This window comes from Gaetbulibacter aestuarii (genome assembly GCF_039537665.1).
GTDB lineage: Bacteria > Bacteroidota > Bacteroidia > Flavobacteriales > Flavobacteriaceae > Gaetbulibacter_A > Gaetbulibacter_A aestuarii.
This window is the reverse complement of record NZ_BAABAY010000002.1, coordinates 248,972-268,841: the sequence shown is the minus strand read 5'-3', so window position 1 is coordinate 268,841 and position 19,870 is coordinate 248,972. Positions and strand designations below refer to the sequence as shown.

The 19,870-nt window shown below is 36.6% G+C and carries 17 protein-coding genes and 2 tRNA genes; 5 read left to right on the top strand and 14 right to left on the bottom strand.

The window, feature by feature from the left end:
* The 3 genes from ABD682_RS09905 to ABD682_RS09895 all read left to right on the top strand — a co-directional run bounded on the left by ABD682_RS09905 (position 1) and on the right by ABD682_RS09895 (position 4,241).
* Entirely contained in the window at positions 1-594 is a 594-nt protein-coding gene (locus ABD682_RS09905; RefSeq protein ID WP_344741135.1) for an alpha-ketoglutarate-dependent dioxygenase AlkB family protein, read from the top strand.
* 522 nt (positions 595-1,116) lie between these two features.
* Positions 1,117-1,827, top strand: coding sequence for a DUF4369 domain-containing protein (locus ABD682_RS09900; RefSeq protein WP_344741133.1), 711 nt, complete (start codon positions 1,117-1,119; stop codon positions 1,825-1,827).
* Between the two features lie 65 nt (positions 1,828-1,892).
* Positions 1,893-4,241, top strand: coding sequence for a transglycosylase domain-containing protein (locus tag ABD682_RS09895; protein ID WP_344741132.1), 2,349 nt, complete (start codon positions 1,893-1,895; stop codon positions 4,239-4,241).
* Between the two features lie 65 nt (positions 4,242-4,306).
* On the opposite strand, the gene ABD682_RS09890 is transcribed toward ABD682_RS09895, so the two are convergent.
* The 4 genes from ABD682_RS09890 to idi all read right to left on the bottom strand — a co-directional run bounded on the left by ABD682_RS09890 (position 4,307) and on the right by idi (position 5,759).
* Positions 4,307-4,380, bottom strand: a tRNA-Thr gene (locus ABD682_RS09890).
* Between the two features lie 60 nt (positions 4,381-4,440).
* Positions 4,441-4,707, bottom strand: a complete 267-nt coding sequence (locus ABD682_RS09885; RefSeq protein ID WP_344741131.1) for a hypothetical protein — start codon at positions 4,705-4,707, stop codon at positions 4,441-4,443.
* A gap of 120 nt (positions 4,708-4,827) precedes the next feature.
* Positions 4,828-5,238, bottom strand: coding sequence for a 6-pyruvoyl trahydropterin synthase family protein (locus ABD682_RS09880; RefSeq protein ID WP_344741130.1), 411 nt, complete (start codon positions 5,236-5,238; stop codon positions 4,828-4,830).
* On the bottom strand, positions 5,235-5,759 hold the full coding sequence (idi, locus tag ABD682_RS09875; RefSeq protein WP_344741129.1) for an isopentenyl-diphosphate Delta-isomerase: 525 nt from the start codon (positions 5,757-5,759) through the stop codon (positions 5,235-5,237). Before idi ends, ABD682_RS09880 begins: the two co-directional genes overlap by 4 nt.
* Positions 5,760-5,887: 128 nt before the next feature.
* Here idi and ABD682_RS09870 point away from each other — a divergent pair, with 128 nt between their 5' ends.
* A complete protein-coding gene (locus tag ABD682_RS09870; protein ID WP_344741128.1) occupies positions 5,888-7,477 on the top strand; it encodes a peptide chain release factor 3 in 1,590 nt (529 codons plus the stop codon).
* A gap of 109 nt (positions 7,478-7,586) precedes the next feature.
* On the top strand, positions 7,587-7,820 hold the full coding sequence (locus ABD682_RS09865) for a (4Fe-4S)-binding protein (protein WP_344741127.1): 234 nt from the start codon (positions 7,587-7,589) through the stop codon (positions 7,818-7,820).
* A gap of 157 nt (positions 7,821-7,977) precedes the next feature.
* On the opposite strand, the gene ABD682_RS09860 is transcribed toward ABD682_RS09865, so the two are convergent.
* The 10 genes from ABD682_RS09860 to ABD682_RS09815 form a co-directional block, all read right to left on the bottom strand.
* On the bottom strand, positions 7,978-8,295 hold the full coding sequence (locus ABD682_RS09860; RefSeq protein ID WP_344741126.1) for a DUF3467 domain-containing protein: 318 nt from the start codon (positions 8,293-8,295) through the stop codon (positions 7,978-7,980).
* Between the two features lie 53 nt (positions 8,296-8,348).
* Positions 8,349-12,650, bottom strand: coding sequence for a DNA-directed RNA polymerase subunit beta' (rpoC, locus tag ABD682_RS09855; RefSeq protein WP_344741125.1), 4,302 nt, complete (start codon positions 12,648-12,650; stop codon positions 8,349-8,351).
* 30 nt (positions 12,651-12,680) lie between these two features.
* The gene (gene rpoB / locus ABD682_RS09850) at positions 12,681-16,493 is read right to left on the bottom strand and encodes a DNA-directed RNA polymerase subunit beta (RefSeq protein WP_344741123.1); all 3,813 of its coding nucleotides are present in this window, start codon (positions 16,491-16,493) and stop codon (positions 12,681-12,683) included.
* Positions 16,494-16,617: 124 nt separating this feature from the next.
* Complete coding sequence (gene rplL, locus ABD682_RS09845) at positions 16,618-16,995, bottom strand: 50S ribosomal protein L7/L12 (protein WP_344741122.1); 378 nt, start codon at positions 16,993-16,995, stop codon at positions 16,618-16,620.
* A gap of 67 nt (positions 16,996-17,062) precedes the next feature.
* Positions 17,063-17,584 (bottom strand): 50S ribosomal protein L10, encoded by a 522-nt coding sequence (gene rplJ / locus ABD682_RS09840; RefSeq protein WP_344741120.1) that lies wholly within the window; start codon positions 17,582-17,584, stop codon positions 17,063-17,065.
* Between the two features lie 16 nt (positions 17,585-17,600).
* Positions 17,601-18,290, bottom strand: coding sequence for a 50S ribosomal protein L1 (gene rplA / locus ABD682_RS09835; protein WP_344741119.1), 690 nt, complete (start codon positions 18,288-18,290; stop codon positions 17,601-17,603).
* 20 nt (positions 18,291-18,310) lie between these two features.
* Positions 18,311-18,748, bottom strand: a complete 438-nt coding sequence (gene rplK, locus ABD682_RS09830) for a 50S ribosomal protein L11 (RefSeq protein ID WP_344741118.1) — start codon at positions 18,746-18,748, stop codon at positions 18,311-18,313.
* 75 nt (positions 18,749-18,823) lie between these two features.
* Positions 18,824-19,378 carry a transcription termination/antitermination protein NusG gene (gene nusG / locus ABD682_RS09825; RefSeq protein ID WP_344741117.1) on the bottom strand — a complete coding sequence of 185 codons (555 nt, stop codon included), beginning with the start codon at positions 19,376-19,378 and terminating at the stop codon, positions 18,824-18,826.
* Positions 19,379-19,389: 11 nt separating this feature from the next.
* Positions 19,390-19,587 (bottom strand): preprotein translocase subunit SecE, encoded by a 198-nt coding sequence (gene secE / locus ABD682_RS09820; RefSeq protein WP_344741116.1) that lies wholly within the window; start codon positions 19,585-19,587, stop codon positions 19,390-19,392.
* A gap of 166 nt (positions 19,588-19,753) precedes the next feature.
* Positions 19,754-19,826 (bottom strand) — tRNA-Trp (locus ABD682_RS09815).
* Positions 19,827-19,870 lie beyond the last annotated feature (44 nt).

Sequence of the window (19,870 nt, the reverse complement as noted above, 5' to 3'; positions counted from 1 at the left end):
ATGTGCTTAAAGGAAAGTCATGAATTAAATATGCCTGATGCTCAAGTTGTATACTATCCACAGTTTTTTAACAAAGATAGAGCTGACAGCCTCTTGGCGAATTTATTAAACACGACACCCTGGCAGCAAGATACAATAACCGTTTTTGGAAAAACATATTTACAACCTCGTTTAACCGCCTTTTTCGCCAATAACAATAAGGTTTATAAGTATAGTAATATTACCATGCAACCTCATAATTTTCAAGGTGATCTATTAGAAATTAAAAAGGAAGTTGAAAATGTGGTGGGAACAGAATTTACAAGTTGTCTTGCCAATTTGTATCGAGATGGTCAGGATAGTAATGGTTGGCATGCCGATGACGAGAAAAGCTTGGGGAAAAATCCAATAATCGCTTCGATCAGTTTAGGATCAGAACGGATCTTTCAATTTAAACATAAAACCCACAAAAATTTAAGAGAAAAGCTTGTATTGGAGCACGGTAGCTTGCTGGTTATGCGCGGAAAGACTCAGCATAACTGGTTACATCAAATTCCTAAAACAAGAAAACCTGTTGCAAAGCGGATAAATTTAACCTTCAGAATAATACAATAAAAAAACCGGGTTCCCTCAAACCCGGTTTTCTTTCAATTTGCTTTTTTTATTATGAAGCTAGATCTGGGGTCTCCATATCAACAACATAATGCAAATATTAATTAATTAATCCATTGAACTAAAAAGTATGTTATTTAGTACAGGTCAAATATATAATTTAGAATAATACAATGGCGACAAAAAGCATTATAAATCGACGAAATGCACATAATTTTAACAAAATCCGATAAAAATATGCATTTCATCGATAAAAAGCACTCTAAAAAACATGTAGACATAAAAAAAGCATCCGTTTTAGGGATGCTTTTTTCTAACTAACCAACCAAAATATGAATAACTATTCTAAACATTTTACGTAAGGTAACCTTACTGAAATAAAATAGTACTTATCAAAAAGCAATATGCGTGCCAAACCAAAAATTTAATTCATATTAAGTTTTATTTAACACAACTAAATTTATATGAATCCTATTAGCATTTATTTGATTTTAATTTGATATTTGTACCGCTAAAAAATAAGATATGATGAAAAGAACACTCCCGGTGTTATGTGCCCTCATTATGGTGGCTTGTGGTAAAAAAGATAAGGACCTTATTGTTAAAGGTCATGTGGATGGTTTAAAAAAAGGAACCATCTATTTAAAAAAAATGAATGATTCTTCCCTGGTAAGTGTGGATTCCGTTTCTATTAATGGAAGTTCAGATTTTGAACTGAGCAGTGCTTTAGAATCACCTCAAATGTTCTATTTATATTTAGATAAAAACAGCAAGCAGGAAAACCGCATAGCCTTTTTTGCCGATAAAGGCATAACCGAAATCAATACGTCATTAAAGAATTTTGCTTTTGGCGCTAAAATAAAAGGCTCCAAACAGCAAGATGTCTATGCTGAGTATCAAAAGATTATTTCACGATTGAATGGTGAAAATTTAAACTTGATCGAGGAACAATTAAATGCTCAAAAATCGGGTGACTCTGCTCTAATAGATTCTTTAAATACCATGGGTGAAAAGTTGTTGAAGCGTCGGTACCTGTACAGTGTTAATTTCGCAATAAATCACGCTGATAGTGAAGTAGCACCGTATATCGCCCTTGCTGATATTTACAATGCGCAGTACAAACTACTTGATACCATAAATAAATCTTTGACTCCCCAAGTCAAGGCTTCTAAGTACGGCAAAGAACTGGATACGTTTTTAGCAAAAATTAGAGCCAACGAGAATATCAAAGAATAAATAAAAGAGTATTCAGATATAATTCTTAAAGGTATTACTCGTTTTTAATAGGAAATTCATTCATAATGAATCACTACAAAAACATATTGCCTTTGGAGTTCGATAAAATTAAAGCATCCCTAAAAAATAATTGGAAAGTATACCTTTTAAGAGGCTCAGGTGTATTTTTTGCCTCTGCATTACTTTTTTATCTCAGCATTTATTTAGGTCTTTGGGGTAAAATTCCTTCGATCAATGAATTAAAAGATCTTAAGCAAAGTCAGGCGACCAGTATTTTAGATGTAAACAACCAACTTATTGGTAAGTATTACATATACGATAGGCAATCCATTGCATATAACGATTTTCCACAGCACCTTATTGATGCTTTGGTTGCTACTGAAGATGCCCGATTTTATGAGCATCATGGGATTGATACCAAAAGCCTGTTTCGGGTTTTTTTCAAAACAATTTTAACCGGTGATGATGCTTCGGGAGGCGGGAGTACCATTACCTTGCAGTTAGCTAAAAACCTATATGGGCGGAGTAATTATGGCCCTCTAACGCTTCTTGTAAACAAAATTAAAGAAAGTATAGTAGCCCGTAGAATTGAATCCATTTACTCAAAAAAAGAGATTCTTACCTTTTATTTGAACACAGTTCCGTTTCCGGATAACACCTTTGGTATTGAAAGTGCCGCACTTAAATTTTTTAATGAACATACTAAAGCATTAAGCGTTACCCAATCTGCTACCCTTATCGGCTCCTTGAAAGCAAATCATAGTTTTAATCCCAGATTATTTCCTGAAAAATCTAAATCCAGGAGAAATGTTGTTTTACAACAAATGGTAAAATACGGGTATCTGGAGGCCGATAGTGCTTCAATAGCTATGGAAAAACCTCTCATTCTGGACTATCAACATTTTGCTCCAAATCAGGGCTTAGCACCGTATTTCAGAGAAGCAATTAAAAAGCAATTGGATAGTATTTTACATCAAAACAAATACAAGAAACCGAACGGTAAGTACTATAATCTTTATCGAGATGGTTTAAAAGTGTACACCACATTAGATAATACCTTGCAAAAATATGCAGAACAAGCCATGAAAGATCGCATGGCAAAATTGCAAAAACAGTATGAAAACGCTTATGGAAAAAATAAACCGTGGTTAACAAATAAACCTGGTTTCGAATTGGCACTGAAACGATTGAAAAAATATCAACGATTAAAAGCATCTAACCTTTCGGAAAAGGAAATTCTGGATTCCTTAAGTAAACCGAGAGAACAGGAACTATTTTCATGGGATGGAAGTATTTCAAAATCTCTGTCAACACGCGATAGCTTATCGTATTATTTAAAGTTTTTGAATACCGGTTTGATTTCCATGGAACCGTCTACCGGAGCTGTAAGAGCTTACGTTGGCGGTATTGATTATCGCTATTTTCAATATGACCATGTATCGCAGAGTAAGCGGCAGGTGGGTTCAACGTTTAAACCTATTGTATACACTGCGGCTATAGAATCCGGTATGAATCCCTGTACTTATTTCTCCCCAAAAGCGGTTACGTATACAGATTACGAAGATTGGAAACCAACAAATGCTTCCGTGAAAGATTCTATTAATACTCTAAATTATTCATTAAAATACGCTTTAAGTAATTCTATAAACACTGTTGCCGTAAAGGTCTTACATGAAACGGGTATTGAAAGGGTGATAGATCAGGCGCATGCTATGGGAATTAAAAGTAACATTGAATCAGTTCCATCTATTGCTTTAGGTTCTTCTAATTTAAAAGTTATTGAATTATGTGAAGCCTACACCTCTTTTGTAAACGAAAGCAAGCCATCAAAACCTGTGTTCATCCGAAAAATTGAAACAAATGATGGAAAAGTTCTTGCCTCCTATACAGATTTAAATCCTAAACAGCCCGTTGAGAAGGCCTATAGTGATGCCACCAGACAGGTTATGTTGGAGTTTTTAAAAGCTACAGTTAATGAAGGTACCGCCCGCCGATTGCGATCTACATACCAATTTAAGAATGACATTGCGGGAAAAACGGGTACAACCCAGGATAATAAAGATGGCTGGTTTGTTGGTATTTTACCTCAATTAGTTACTGTAATTTGGGTGGGTAACGACAATCAGCAAATTGGTTTTAGTAATACTGCCATTGGACAGGGTGCAAATTCCGCGCTTCCTATTTTCGCAAATTATTTGAGAGCCTTAAATAAAGACGCTCATTACAATAGTTTAACCAAAAGTTCCTTTGAAACACCTTCAGATAAGGTAACGAGAAGTTTGGACTGTCCTCCCACAAAAAAGGAAAGTTTTTTAGAACGTTTGTTTGAACCTTCTCCGGATAAGACAGAATTCAACAAGAAAAGAAAAAAAGGCATTTTCTCATGGCTTTTTGGCAAGTATAAGGACGAATAAAATTTTAATATTAATCTCAAAAAAAGACATAAAAAAAAGGCTTGCAATTGCAAACCTCTAAAAGGAGCCGATAGAGGGGCTCGAACCCACGACCTGCTGATTACAAATCAGCTGCTCTAGCCAACTGAGCTATATCGGCTTATTAATGGGTGCAAATATAATCGCAAAAATTAATTTTGCAATATTCCCATTAAAAATTTTAACCGAGTTTTTTAAGTTTTTCAAGTAAGGCATTTCCCTTATCTTCCAACTCTTGTTTTATGGCTTTAAAGTGAGCTTTAGGATTCTCGGATTTTGCGTTTACTTTTTCAATTAATTCATCAAAAGTTGTAATTGCCTCATCAATGATCGCCTCACTTTTTTTGGTGTCTTTATCTGTGTTCTCATATTCCCACACATAAACTTCCTCAATAATATCACCTAATACATAGTTAATATCTTTTTTCAGGTCTCTTACGTTCGCCATGATTTGTGTTTTTAAATTTTAAACAAAATTAGTGATATAGAATGACATTTTTCACTTTTTTAAAGCGAATAAACGGTTTGTATTAAAAAGATTTTATCAGTGAACTTGTACTTGCTAAGCTTATTTTCCGGAATAACTTACAAAGTTTCGAGGCGTTTCGTATAAGGTTATCTCCAAATCTAATTTAGGATCCAGCTTAACCTTCATTTTATTATAAATAACAACAGCAATATTTTCTGCCGTAGGATTCAAAGTCTTGAATTCCGGTACTTCAACATTTAGATTTTTATGATCGAAAGCGTCTTCAACTTCATTTTTAATAATATCTTTTAAGACCTTCATGTCGATCACAAAACCAGTTTCAGGATCGATCTCCCCGGTAACACTCGCCACCAGTTCGTAATTATGACCGTGAAAATTAGGATTGTTACACTTGCCAAAAACTGCATCGTTCTTATCATTTTCCCAATCCTTACGATACAAGCGGTGTGCCGCATTAAAATGTGCTTTTCTGCTTACCGTGACTCTCATGAGTTTATGTTTATATGTTCGTAAAACTTATCAAAAATAACCTTGAACCAGGCTGTGTAGGTTTCGGGATGCTGTTCAATATCAACTTTTACGTCTTCCAAAGGCATCCATTTCCAATCAGCAACCTCTTCCCTATTGATATTTGGTTCATTATTAAATTTTCCCAATAATATGTGATCAAATTCATGCTCGGTTAAACCATTATCAAAAGGCGCTTTATAAATGAATGAAATGGATTCTTCTAACGGAACAGAAAATCCCATTTCTTCTTGTAAGCGGCGCATTCCGGCTTCAATATTCGATTCGCCTTCACGCTGGTGACTGCAACAGGTATTTGTCCACAATCCCGGAGAATGATATTTGCCCAACGCTCGTTGTTGCAACATCAACTCATTTTTATCATTAAAAATAAATACTGAAAAGGCGCGATGTAACAACGCTTTTTCATGGGCTTCCATCTTGGGCATGAGACCAATAGGCTCGTCCTTTTCATTAACAAGGATTACTTTTTCTTCTTTCATAGTATCACAAAAATACCAACTTAAAACGGAACTTAAATTATTTTTTAATAAAATAAAAAAGAGCTTCAATCAATAATTCTTATTGCATGAAGATATAGTATATTTGCATCCCGTTTGGACCATTATTTATGAGTTTTTTAAAAGAAATAGAACGCAGAAGAACCTTTGGTATTGTTTCGCACCCCGATGCCGGTAAAACGACATTAACTGAAAAATTATTACTCTTTGGTGGAGCGATACAGGAAGCAGGTGCCGTAAAAAGTAATAAGATCAAAAAAGGAGCGACCAGTGACTTTATGGAAATAGAACGCCAGCGTGGGATCTCGGTTGCTACCTCGGTTTTGGCTTTTGAATATCAAGGAACAAAAATTAATATCCTGGATACACCCGGACACAAGGATTTTGCTGAAGATACGTTTAGAACGCTTACGGCAGTAGATAGTGTTATTGTGGTAATTGATGTTGCTAAAGGTGTTGAGGAACAAACGGAAAAACTCGTTCAAGTTTGCCGTATGCGTAATATTCCGATGATTGTTTTCATTAACAAACTGGATCGTGAAGGTAAAGATGCTTTCGATCTTTTGGATGAAATTGAACAAAAATTAGGACTAAAAGTTTGCCCGTTGAGTTTCCCCATTGGCATGGGATACGATTTTAAGGGTATTTACAATATTTGGGAAAAGAATATCAATTTGTTTACGGGCGATAGTCGCAAGGATATTGAAGAAACTATTGAGATCACAGATCTTGCAGATAAAGAACTAGACACGCTTATTGGTGAAAAATCTGCGAATACCTTAAGAGAAGAAATAGAATTAGTTGAAGGTATATATCCTGATTTTGATAAAGAAGCTTATCTAAATGGTGAATTACAACCTGTATTTTTTGGTTCTGCCTTGAATAATTTCGGAGTACGTGAATTGTTAGATTGCTTTGTTGAAATAGCTCCGAAACCACGACCAAAACAAAGTGAAGAACGCGAGGTAAAACCTTCGGAAAAATCCTTTACGGGATTCGTTTTTAAAATTCACGCTAATATGGATCCGAACCATCGCGACCGTTTGGCATTTATTAAGATCGTTTCCGGAACTTTCGAGCGTAATAAACCCTATTTACACGTTCGGCATAACAAAAAATTAAAATTTTCGAGTCCTAATGCCTTCTTTGCAGAGAAAAAAGAAATTGTAGATATCTCTTATCCCGGTGATATTGTAGGCTTACACGACACCGGTAACTTTAAGATTGGAGATACCCTTACGGAAGGTGAAGAACTAAACTACCGCGGTATTCCAAGCTTTTCGCCGGAACATTTTAGATACATCAACAATTCCGATCCTTTAAAATCTAAGCAATTATATAAAGGTATAGACCAGTTAATGGACGAAGGTGTAGCGCAATTGTTTACCTTAGAACTTAATGGTCGTAAGGTAATAGGAACTGTAGGTGCCCTGCAATACGAGGTTATTCAATACCGCCTGGAACATGAATACGGAGCGAAATGTAGTTATGAAAATTTAAATGTTTACAAGGCGTGCTGGGTAGATGCAAAAGACAAAAAAAGTGAGGAGTTTAAAGAATTCCTGAGAGTGAAACAACGCTATTTGGCAAAGGATAAACAGGGACAATTAGTGTTTTTAGCCGATTCACCCTTTTCACTTCAAATGACACAACAGAAATATCCGAATATTAAATTTCATTTTACATCAGAATTTAATTAATATAATATATTTCTTACAATTATACATTTTATCGTATATTTTATACTTTTTATCGATTTATTTTATTATTTTAGTACAACCTAATACCCAAATTAAACAATTAAATGCCATGGCTAATTTCAAAAACGAATTCAGTAACGATGAGTTAACTGTGAGTTTTAACCCATCACTTTGCACACAATGCGGGAAATGTGCCCGGGAATTATCAGATGTATTTAGTTATAATGTTATTCCCTGGATCAACTTGGAGAATGGCGATAAGAAAGCGATTATCAAACAAGTGAAACGTTGTCCATCAGGTGCACTTTCCTACCGATTGAATATCAAAATGAAAGCGAGTTAAAATAAAAAAGCCACGTTTAAAACGTGGCTTTTTTATTTTTTATTGCTATATCCTTAAGCACGACCTGTTGGCCCGAAATTAAGTGGTATAGGCGGTTGTTCATTTAAAGTATTTCGAACAATTCTAACGACATTCGCCCTTAGCAAATTTAATATATTTAAGCTTGACCTGTCGGCCCGAAATTAAGTGGTATAGGCGGTTGTTCGTAATCTTTAATTTCACCATGGGTGTTTTCAAAACGAGCCACATTATCGCCTAAAGCTTTAAGGAGTCGTTTTGCATGTTGTGGTGTTAAAATAATTCTGGACTTTACTTTACTCTTAGGAACACCAGGCATAATATTAACGAAATCAACAACGAATTCAGAAACTGAATGATTGATAATAGCTAAGTTAGCATAGGTTCCTTCAGCTACTTGTTCATCCAGCTCGATATTGATCTGTCCTTGTTTAGGCTTATTATTATCTTCTGCCATAACGTATTATTTTATAAAAAAATAGTCCCGCCATTGGCGGGACTATTTTGGTATTAATTATAGTTTAATTCTTGCTTTACTTGCATCATTTCATCAAATTCTTCTTTAGAACCTACGATGATATCTCTGTAATTTCGCATACCAGTACCGGCTGGAATTCTATGTCCAACAATAACATTTTCCTTCAAGCCTTCTAAAGTATCAATTTTACCAGCTACTGCTGCTTCGTTAAGTACTTTGGTAGTTTCCTGGAATGACGCTGCAGAAATAAATGACTTAGTTTGTAATGAAGCTCTTGTAATACCTTGTAAGATTGGCGTTGCCGTTGCCGGTTTTGCTTCTCTTGCTACTACAAGTTCTTTATCTTCACGACGCAAAATAGAATTTTCATCTCGTAATTCACGTGCTGTAATGATCTGACCGTTTTTCAGATGCTCTGAATCTCCGGCATTTTCAACCACTTTCATTCCGTAAATTTCATCATTTTCTTTAATGAAGTCATCTTTGTGTACCAATTGATCTTCTAAGAAAATAGTATCACCAGAATCAATAATTCTAACCTTACGCATCATTTGTCTTACAACAACCTCGAAGTGTTTATCATTAATTTTCACTCCTTGTAAACGGTATACTTCCTGTACTTCGTTCACTAAATATTGTTGCACTGCAGATGGTCCTTTAATATTCAAGATGTCATCAGGTGTAATAGAACCGTCAGAAAGAGGCATACCAGCTTTTACATAATCATTTTCCTGTACAAGAATTTGATTTGATAATTTCACTAGATATTTCTTGATCTCACCTAACTTGGATTCCACAATGATCTCACGATTACCACGCTTGATCTTACCGAATGATACCACACCATCAATTTCACTTACAACTGCAGGGTTCGATGGATTACGAGCTTCAAATAACTCGGTTACACGTGGTAAACCTCCTGTAATATCACCAGCCTTAGCTGATTTACGAGGAATCTTCACTAAAATTTTACCAACATCAATCTTCTCACCATCATCGATCATCAAGTGTGATCCTACTGGTAAGTTGTACGAACGAATCGTATTTCCTTTACCATCTTCGATATGAAGCGTTGGAATTAATTTTTTGTTTCTGGATTCAGAAATTACTTTTTCCTGGAAACCGGTTTGTTCATCGATCTCTACTTGATAGGTAATTCCTTGCTCGATATTTTCATATTTGATCTTACCGGCAAATTCAGAAATAATTACACCGTTATATGGATCCCAGGTACAAACGACGTCTCCTTTAGAAAGTTCCTCTCCATTTTTGATCAATAGTGTTGAACCATAAGGAATGTTATTCGTACTTAAGGTAATTCCGGTTTTCTTATCAATTAATTTAAGTTCACTGGTTCTGGAGATTACAATATCTGCATCTTTTCCTTCATTATCTTTACCTTTTACAGTTTTAAGATCCTCAATTTCAGCAATACCATCAAACTTAACAACTAGTTTGTTATCCTCAGAAATGTTACCAGCAATACCACCAACGTGGAAGGTACGTAAGGTTAACTGTGTACCAGGCTCTCCAATTGATTGGGCAGCCACAACACCAACAGCTTCTCCTCGCTGAACCATTTTACCGGTAGCAAGATTTCGTCCGTAACATTTCGCACAAATTCCTTGTAATGCTTCACAAGTCAATGGTGAACGTACTTCTATACTTTCAATAGCCGAATCATCAATAGCTTTGGCTATGTCATCTTCAATCAATTGACCTGAAGAAACTAATAGCTCGTCAGTATGCGGATCGTAAACATCGTTTAGAGATACACGTCCAACGATACGTTCTTCTAAAGTTTCAACTACCTCATCATTCTTCTTCAAGGCTTCAACCTCAACCCCACGTAACGTACCACAATCTTCGGAGTTTACAATAACATCCTGAGATACATCAACTAAACGACGTGTTAAATATCCTGCATCCGCTGTTTTCAAGGCGGTATCGGCAAGACCTTTACGCGCACCGTGAGTAGAGATAAAGTATTCTAAGATCGAAAGTCCTTCTTTAAAGTTCGAAAGAATAGGGTTTTCGATAATTTCACCACCACCGGCATTCGATTTTTTAGGTTTCGCCATTAGTCCTCGCATTCCGGTTAACTGACGAATCTGTTCTTTCGAACCACGAGCTCCGGAATCCAACATCATATATACCGAGTTAAATCCTTGCTGGTCTTCACGAATACGTTTCATAGACAATTCTGTCAATTCCGCATTTGTAGACGTCCAGATATCAATAACCTGATTATAACGTTCGTTATTGGTGATCAGACCCATGTTATAGTTAGCGGTAATACCGTCTACCTGACTGTTGGCCTTATCGATCATGCTTTGTTTTTCTTTAGGAATAATAATATCTCCTAAACTGAAAGATAGTCCGCCCTGGAATGCAAACTGGAATCCTAATGTTCTAATCGCATCAAGGAAATCAGCTGTTTCAGGAACAGAAGTTACTTTCAATATTCTTCCAATAATATCACGAAGTGTTTTCTTGGTCAATACTTCATTGATGAATCCGGCAGCTTGTGGCACATGTTGGTTAAACAACACACGACCAACTGTAGTTTCAACAATCATTTTGTCAAGTTTACCTTCCTTGTTGATATCAATAGTTCTTACTTTGATTCTAGCGTTAAGATCAACTTTTTTCTCATTGAAAGCGATCTCTACTTCTTCAGGAGAGTAGAATGTTAAGCCTTCACCTTTAATGGCATTATCTTCTGTTGATTTACGCTCTTTGGTCATGTAATACAGACCCAAAACCATATCCTGTGATGGTACGGTTACCGGTGAACCATTTGCAGGGTTCAAGATATTGTGAGATGCCAACATTAATAACTGACATTCCAAAATAGCTTCCGGACCTAATGGTAAATGCACCGCCATTTGGTCACCATCGAAATCCGCATTAAATGCGGTACATACCAATGGGTGTAACTGGATCGCTTTACCTTCAATTAATTTAGGTTGAAACGCCTGAATACCCAAACGGTGTAATGTAGGAGCACGGTTTAGTAATACCGGATGTCCTTTAAGAACATTTTCCAGGATATCCCAAACCACAGGTTCTCTTTTATCTATAATTTTCTTAGCAGATTTTACTGTTTTTACAATACCACGCTCGATCAATTTTCTGATCACAAATGGTTTATAAAGCTCAGCTGCCATATTCTTTGGCAATCCGCATTCGAATAATTTTAATTCTGGTCCAACAACAATTACCGAACGTGCTGAATAATCTACACGTTTACCAAGTAAGTTTTGACGGAAACGCCCTTGCTTACCTTTTAAGGAATCCGATAAAGATTTTAACGGACGGTTAGAATCGGTTTTTACAGCTGAAGATTTACGCGTGTTATCAAATAATGAATCCACAGATTCTTGTAACATACGTTTTTCATTACGCAAAATTACTTCAGGTGCCTTGATCTCAACCAAACGCTTCAAACGGTTGTTTCTGATGATCACACGACGGTATAGGTCATTCAAATCAGAGGTTGCGAAACGACCACCATCAAGCGGCACTAACGGACGTAATTCCGGTGGAATTACAGGGATCACTTTCATGATCATCCATTCCGGACGGTTCTCTCTGTTTTGATTAGACTCACGTAAAGATTCTACAACCTGTAAACGTTTTAACGCTTCAGTTTTACGTTGTTTAGACGTTTCAGTATTTGCTTTATGACGTAATTCATAAGACAACGATTCCAAATCGATACGTGCTAACAATTCGATCAAACATTCCGCACCCATCTTGGCCAGGAATTTGTTAGGATCGTTATCGTCTAAATATTGATTTTCCTGCGGAAGAGATTCTAATACATTTAAGTATTCTTCTTCCGTAAGGAAATCCATTTTTTGTAAGGGCTCGCCCTCTTCATTTTTGGCATTACCAGGTTGAATTACCACGTAACGTTCGTAGTAAATGATCATATCTAATTTCTTAGAAGGCAACCCAAGTAAATAACCAATTTTATTTGGAAGCGAACGGAAATACCAAATGTGTGCTACAGGAACCACAAGGTTAATGTGACCAACACGATCGCGACGTACTTTCTTCTCAGTAACTTCAACACCACAACGGTCGCAAACGATTCCTTTATAACGAATTCTCTTGTATTTACCACAAGCACATTCGTAGTCTTTTACAGGACCAAAAATACGCTCACAGAACAAGCCATCACGTTCCGGCTTGTGAGTTCGATAATTGATAGTTTCTGGTTTTAGAACTTCACCACGAGATTCCGCTAAAATAGACTCAGGTGAGGCTAAACCAATGGAGATTTTATTAAATCTCTTTACTGTATTCTTATCTTGTTTTCTTGCCATAATATATGGTTGAAATAAATTTTATATTAATTACTCCTCTAATCTGATATCTAATCCAAGACCTTTCAATTCATGCATCAATACATTGAATGATTCAGGTAATCCCGGATCCGGCATTGGTTCTCCTTTAACAATACTTTCGTAAGTTTTAGCTCTACCAATAACATCATCAGATTTTACAGTCAATATCTCTCTAAGCGTACTTGAAGCACCATAAGCTTCAAGTGCCCAAACTTCCATCTCACCAAAACGCTGACCACCAAACTGGGCTTTACCACCAAGAGGCTGTTGTGTAATTAATGAGTAAGGTCCTATAGAACGAGCATGCATTTTATCATCTACCATGTGTCCTAATTTCAACATATAGATCACACCAACCGTTGCAGGTTGATCGAAACGCTCACCGGTTCCACCATCATATAAATGTGTATGTCCATATCTTGGAACACCCGCTTCGTCTGTAATTTCATTGATCTGATCAATTGAAGCACCATCAAAAATAGGCGTAGCATATTTGCGTCCTAATTTCTGACCGGCCCAACCAAGAACCGTTTCATAGATCTGACCAATGTTCATACGAGAAGGTACCCCTAAAGGGTTCAATACGATATCTACAGGCGTTCCGTCTTCCAAGAAAGGCATATCCTCCTGACGAACGATACGCGCCACAATACCCTTGTTACCGTGACGTCCTGCCATTTTATCACCAACTTTAAGTTTACGTTTCTTAGCGATGTAAACTTTAGCTAATTTGATAATTCCAGCAGGTAATTCGTCTCCGACAGAAATGGTGAATTTCTCACGACGAAGTGATCCTTGTAAATCGTTTTCTTTGATTTTGTAGTTATGGATTAGATCGGCTACCAATTGATTTGTATAGTCGTCTGTCGTCCATTTTCCTGACACCAAATGCGCGTAGTCATCAACGGCATTTAACATTTTAAGTGTGAATTTTTTACCTTTTGGTAATACTTCTTCACCTAAATCATTATAAATACCCTGAGCAGTTTTTCCGTTTACGATATTGAATAATTTCTCTACCAAAACAGATTTCAACTCATCAAATTTCACGTCGTATTCAGCTTCTAATTGAGCGATATCATCTTTATCCTGAGCACGTTTACGCTTATCTTTCACGGCACGTGAGAATAATTTTTTCTCAATTACAACACCGTTAAGTGAAGGGGATGCTTTTAAGGAAGCATCTTTAACATCACCGGCCTTGTCACCAAAGATGGCACGTAATAATTTTTCTTCAGGTGTTGGATCGGATTCTCCTTTTGGAGTAATCTTACCGATAAGGATATCACCAGGTTTAACTTCAGCACCAACGCGAATCATACCGTTTTCATCCAGGTCTTTAGTGGCCTCTTCTGAAACGTTAGGAATATCATTTGTCAATTCTTCGTTACCTAGTTTAGTATCACGAACCTCCAAAGAATATTCATCAATATGAATCGAGGTGAAAATATCTTCACGAACTACTTTCTCAGAGATCACGATAGCATCCTCAAAGTTGTAACCTTTCCAAGGCATGAAGGCCACTTTCATGTTTCTACCAAGGGCTAACTCACCTTTTTGAGTCGCATAACCTTCGCATAACACCTGACCTTTAGTTACTTTATCACCTTTAACCACAATTGGTTTTAAGTTGATTGAAGTACCCTGATTCGTTTTTCTGAATTTTACTAATTCATAAGTTTTAACATCACTGTCGAAACTTACTTTAGCTTCATCTTCAGTACGTTCGTATCTAATTTTAATTTCTTTAGCATCTACATACAATACTTCACCATTACCTTCAGCATTAATCAATACACGAGAATCAGAAGCAACCTGACGCTCTAATCCGGTTCCAACAATTGGAGACTGTGGCAATAATAAAGGTACTGCCTGACGCATCATGTTTGATCCCATCAACGCACGGTTCGCATCATCATGTTCCAGGAATGGAATTAAGGATGCTGAAATAGACGAGATTTGGTTCGGCGCAACATCGGTATAATCCAACTTTTCCGGTTCAACAACCGGGAAATCACCTTCCATTCGGGCAATAACTTTATCGTGAACTATTTTACCCTTATCATCTACTTTAATCGTAGCCTGAGCAATCATTTTCTCTTCTTCCTCTTCTGCACTCAGGTAAATTGGATCTCCTTTAATATCCACAACACCATCTTTAACCGTTCTATAAGGTGTTTCGATGAATCCCATAGAGTTCACTTTTGCATACACAGAAAGTGATGAGATCAAACCAATGTTTGGTCCTTCTGGAGTTTCAATCGGACATAAACGACCATAGTGTGTATAGTGTACGTCACGAACCTCGAATCCGGCACGCTCACGTGATAAACCACCTGGTCCTAATGCAGACAAACGACGCTTGTGCGTGATCTCAGCAAGTGGATTGGTTTGGTCCATGAACTGTGATAACTGGTTTGTTCCAAAGAACGAGTTGATCACAGAAGATAAGGTCTTCGCGTTGATCAAATCGATTGGCGTAAACACTTCGTTATCACGAACGTTCATACGCTCACGAATAGTACGAGCCATACGTGCTAAACCAACACCAAACTGTTGTGATAATTGCTCACCTACTGTACGTACACGACGATTAGATAAGTGGTCAATATCATCGATCTCAGCTTTAGAGTTAATAAGCTCGATTAAATATTTAATAATGGTAATGATATCTTCTTTGGTAAGCACTTGCTTATCCATACCGATATCAAGACCTAATTTTTTGTTCATTCTATAACGACCAACTTCTCCTAAAGAGTAACGTTGATCTGAGAAGAATAACTTATCGATAATACCACGCGCAGTTTCTTCATCTGGTGGCTCAGCATTACGTAATTGACGATAAATATGTTCTACCGCTTCTTTTTCAGAGTTGGTAGGATCTTTTTGAAGGGTGTTATGAATAATCGCATAATCACCTTGTTCAGCAGATTCTTTATGAAGTAAAATCGTTTTTACTTCAGCTTCAAGAATTTCTTCAATATTATCTTTATCTAATTCGGTATCACGATCAAGAACAATTTCGTTACGCTCGATAGATACTACTTCTCCTGTATCTTCATCAACAAAATCTTCATGCCATGTATTAAGTACACGAGCAGCTAATTTTCTGCCTAAATATTTTTTCAATCCTGATTTAGAAACCTTCACCTCTTCTGCAAGGTCAAAGATTTCAAGAATATCTTTATCACGTTCAAAACCAATGGCACGGAATAAAGTAGTTACCGGTAACTTTTTCTTTCTATCAATGTAAGCATACATTACCTGGTTAATATCCGTAGCAAATTCTATCCATGATCCTTTAAATGGAATAACACGAGCAGAATATAATTTTGTACCGTTCGCATGGAATGATTGTCCGAAGAATACTCCGGGAGAACGGTGTAACTGTGAAACTACAACACGCTCAGCACCATTTATAACGAAAGTACCACTTGGCGTCATGTAAGGAATAGTTCCTAAGTATACATCTTGAACAATGGTCTCAAAGTCCTCATGTTCAGGGTCTGTACAGTATAATTTTAAACGTGCTTTTAACGGCACACTGTATGTTAGTCCTCGCTCAATACACTCCTCAATAGTATATCTTGGTGGATCGACAAAGTAATCTAAGAATTCTAACACGAATTGATTACGTGAATCGGTAATAGGAAAGTTCTCCATGAAGGTATTATAAAGTCCTTCATCTCCTCTTTCTTCTGACTTGGTCTCTAATTGGAAAAAATCCTGGAAGGATTTAATTTGAATATCCAAGAAGTCAGGATATTCAGTTCTATTGATAATAGAAGAGAAATTTAATCTTTCAGCTTGTGTTGACAACATCAATGGACGGAGTTTTGATTAAAAAAAATATAAATAGCGTATCTCGTTTCTATATACGCAAAATGGTCTAGGTCTCGGAGCGCGTGCTCCGGACCTAAACCTTTAAGTTCTTAGTAAGTTAAGCTTACTTAAGCTCAACCTCAGCTCCAGCTTCTTCTAATTGAGCTTTTAGAGCTTCAGCTTCATCTTTAGCTATACCTTCTTTGATTGGGCTTGGAGCCTCATCAACTAAACCTTTAGCTTCTTTAAGTCCTAAACCAGTTAATTCTTTAACTAATTTAACAACTGCTAATTTAGAAGCACCAGCGGCTTTAAGGATTACATCAAATTCAGTTTGAGCTTCTTCAGCATCACCACCACCTGCAGCTGGACCAGCTACAGCAACTGCAGCAGCTGCAGCAGGTTCGATACCATACTCATCCTTTAATATAGTAGCTAATTCATTAACTTCTTTTACTGTTAAGTTAACTAATTGTTCTGCGAAATCTTTTAAATCTGCCATTTTTCTATCGTTTTAATAAATTTTAAATTTTAATATAATTGTAATAAAAGTGCGTACTTGCTTGATACTATCCTTCTTTTTCGGATAGTGTTTTAATAATTCCAGCTAATTTTCCACCTCCTGATTTAAGAGCCGAAACAACATTTTTAGCAGGGGATTGTAATAATCCTACAATCTCTCCGATCAATTCATCTTTAGACTTGATCTCTACTAACATGTCTAATTGGTCGTCACCAATGTAGATCGCCTCCTCAATGAAAGCCCCTTTTAATAAAGGTTTTTCAGATTTTTTACGGAAGTTCTTAATTAATTTTGCTGGCGCATTACCCGCTTCAGCATACATCACAGATGTATTCCCTTTAAGCACACTTGGAAGTTCACCGAATTCTTTATCAGAAGCTTCCATAGCTTTTTTGAGTAATGTGTTCTTTACTACAGCCATCTTTACGTTCGCTTTAAATGCAGCGCGACGTAAATCTGAGGTACTACCGGCGTTTAATCCTGAAATATCTGCTAAATAGATATTTGGGTTATTGGTTAATTCGGTAGTTAATGCCTCAATTACTTGTGATTTTTCTTCTCTTGTCATAATATAAGTTTAACTTCTAACCAATCTTAGGATTAATCGCTACGCTAGGACTCATGGTACTGGACATGTGAATACTTTTCACATAAATTCCTTTTGCAGCTGTTGGTTTCAATTTAATTAATGTTTGAATTAATTCATTTGCGTTACCCGCAATCTTATCAGCACTAAAGGATGCTTTTCCGATGGCTGCGTGAACGATACCGAATTTATCAACTTTAAAGTCAATTTTACCAGCTTTTACTTCACTTACAGCTTTAGCAACATCCATAGTTACAGTACCAGTTTTTGGGTTTGGCATTAAGCCACGAGGACCTAACACACGTCCTAACGGACCTAATTTACCCATTACACTTGGCATAGTAATGATAACGTCTACATCTGTCCAACCACCTTTGATTTTATCAAGGTATTCGTCCAGACCAACGTAATCAGCCCCAGCTTCTTTTGCCTCGGCTTCTTTATCCGGTGTAACTAATGCTAATACTTTCATATCTTTACCAGTACCGTGAGGAAGCGATACAACGCCTCGCACCATTTGATTTGCTTTACGTGGATCTACGCCCAAACGCACTGCTATATCAACCGATGCATCAAACTTGGTATTGGTAATTTCTTTGATTAATGCAGATGCTTCATCAATAGAATATAATTTACCTTTTTCTATTTTCGCTAAAGCCTCTTTCTGCTTTTTTGTTAATCTTGCCATTTTATAATGTCTTTAATCGATTAAGATGGGAATTTCCCAGTTACGGTTATACCCATTGATCTTGCTGTTCCAGCTACCATGCGCATTGCAGATTCTAGAGTAAATGCATTTAAATCTACCATTTTATCTTCTGCTATGGTTTTCACCTGGTCCCAAGACACTTTAGCTACTTTTTTTCGGTTTGGTTCTCCTGAACCCTTCTTCAACTTGGCCGCTTCTAATAATTGTACCGCAGCTGGAGGTGTTTTAATAACAAAGTCGAACGACTTGTCTTTGTAAACAGAAATAACAACCGGTAATACTTTACCAGCTTTATCCTGAGTTCTTGCATTAAATTGCTTACAGAACTCCATAATGTTCACTCCAGCAGCACCTAAAGCGGGTCCAACCGGTGGCGATGGATTCGCAGCACCTCCCCGAACTTGTAACTTAACTACTTTACCTAATTCTTTTGCCATGTTTAAAATTTTACATTGATACAATCCTTAAATGGAAGCTAAGCATTATACCTTATATATTTAGTGTAACAATTATTATACTTTTTCAACTTGCATATAACTGAGTTCTAATGGTGTTTTTCTTCCAAAAATCTTCACCATTACTTCCAGCTTCCGCTTTTCTTCATTTATTTTTTCAATAGTTCCATCAAATCCATTGAATGGTCCATCGATAACTTTCACAGTTTCTCCTTTTGTAAAAGGAATAGCTACATTAACACTTTCATCTACAGCTAACTCATCAACTTTACCTAACATTCTGTTAACTTCAGATTGTCTTAATGGCACAGGATCACCACCTTTTGTTTCACCTAAAAAACCAATTACATTCGTAACCGATCTGATAATATGAGGAACTTCCCCTGTTAAATTGGCCTGGATCATGATGTAACCGGGAAAATAAACTTTTTCTTTATTTATTTTTTTCCCGTTACGTATTTGAACCACTTTTTCTGTTGGAACTAAAACCTGATCAACATAATCTTGAAGACCTAAACGCGCAATTTCGTTCTCGATATAAGTCTTAATCTTATTTTCCTGACCGCTTACCGCTCTAACAACATACCATTTCTTTTCACTTACTTCAGACATAAATCTTCGTTTTAACCGTTAATCCATTTAAAATAAAAGGCAATAACTTCGCTAAACACAGAATCTATACCCCAAATGAGTAACGAGAAAATAATAGAAAACACTGCTACAAGAACTGTTAAGTTCTGAGCCTCGGGCCAGGTAGGCCATGTTACATTATTTTTTAGTTCGCCAAATGATTCCTTTACGTAATTTACTACTCCAGCCATTTTATGTCGTTTTAGTATCAACTAACTTTCAAAACGTTTAAGAATTGAAAGGTTTATAAATTTTAAAAGACGCTTCTATAATTATAGGGCATCTTGATTATCTTTCGTTTGGTTTGGGAGATTATCGCCAATGTTTTGAATCTTGTGCTCACCATCCCCAACGTCGCACGGGTTGAGAGACTCGAACTCCCGACACCTGGTTTTGGAGACCAGTGCTCTACCAACTGAGCTAAACCCGTAAATACAAGTCAAGGTATTCCGTTTCGGAATACCTTAACCTATA

What these genes read in the sequence shown, in the direction of transcription:
- ABD682_RS09905 (WP_344741135.1), top strand. Translation starts at nt 1, where the DNA reads ATGTGCTTAAAGGAAAGTCATGAATTAAATATGCCTGATGCTCAAGTT.
- ABD682_RS09900 (WP_344741133.1), top strand. Translation starts at nt 1,117, where the DNA reads ATGATGAAAAGAACACTCCCGGTGTTATGTGCCCTCATTATGGTGGCT.
- ABD682_RS09895 (WP_344741132.1), top strand. Translation starts at nt 1,893, where the DNA reads ATGAATCACTACAAAAACATATTGCCTTTGGAGTTCGATAAAATTAAA.
- ABD682_RS09885 (WP_344741131.1), bottom strand. Translation starts at nt 4,707, where the DNA reads ATGGCGAACGTAAGAGACCTGAAAAAAGATATTAACTATGTATTAGGT.
- ABD682_RS09880 (WP_344741130.1), bottom strand. Translation starts at nt 5,238, where the DNA reads ATGAGAGTCACGGTAAGCAGAAAAGCACATTTTAATGCGGCACACCGC.
- idi (WP_344741129.1), bottom strand. Translation starts at nt 5,759, where the DNA reads ATGAAAGAAGAAAAAGTAATCCTTGTTAATGAAAAGGACGAGCCTATT.
- ABD682_RS09870 (WP_344741128.1), top strand. Translation starts at nt 5,888, where the DNA reads ATGAGTTTTTTAAAAGAAATAGAACGCAGAAGAACCTTTGGTATTGTT.
- ABD682_RS09865 (WP_344741127.1), top strand. Translation starts at nt 7,587, where the DNA reads ATGGCTAATTTCAAAAACGAATTCAGTAACGATGAGTTAACTGTGAGT.
- ABD682_RS09860 (WP_344741126.1), bottom strand. Translation starts at nt 8,295, where the DNA reads ATGGCAGAAGATAATAATAAGCCTAAACAAGGACAGATCAATATCGAG.
- rpoC (WP_344741125.1), bottom strand. Translation starts at nt 12,650, where the DNA reads ATGGCAAGAAAACAAGATAAGAATACAGTAAAGAGATTTAATAAAATC.
- rpoB (WP_344741123.1), bottom strand. Translation starts at nt 16,493, where the DNA reads ATGTTGTCAACACAAGCTGAAAGATTAAATTTCTCTTCTATTATCAAT.
- rplL (WP_344741122.1), bottom strand. Translation starts at nt 16,995, where the DNA reads ATGGCAGATTTAAAAGATTTCGCAGAACAATTAGTTAACTTAACAGTA.
- rplJ (WP_344741120.1), bottom strand. Translation starts at nt 17,584, where the DNA reads ATGACAAGAGAAGAAAAATCACAAGTAATTGAGGCATTAACTACCGAA.
- rplA (WP_344741119.1), bottom strand. Translation starts at nt 18,290, where the DNA reads ATGGCAAGATTAACAAAAAAGCAGAAAGAGGCTTTAGCGAAAATAGAA.
- rplK (WP_344741118.1), bottom strand. Translation starts at nt 18,748, where the DNA reads ATGGCAAAAGAATTAGGTAAAGTAGTTAAGTTACAAGTTCGGGGAGGT.
- nusG (WP_344741117.1), bottom strand. Translation starts at nt 19,378, where the DNA reads ATGTCTGAAGTAAGTGAAAAGAAATGGTATGTTGTTAGAGCGGTAAGC.
- secE (WP_344741116.1), bottom strand. Translation starts at nt 19,587, where the DNA reads ATGGCTGGAGTAGTAAATTACGTAAAGGAATCATTTGGCGAACTAAAA.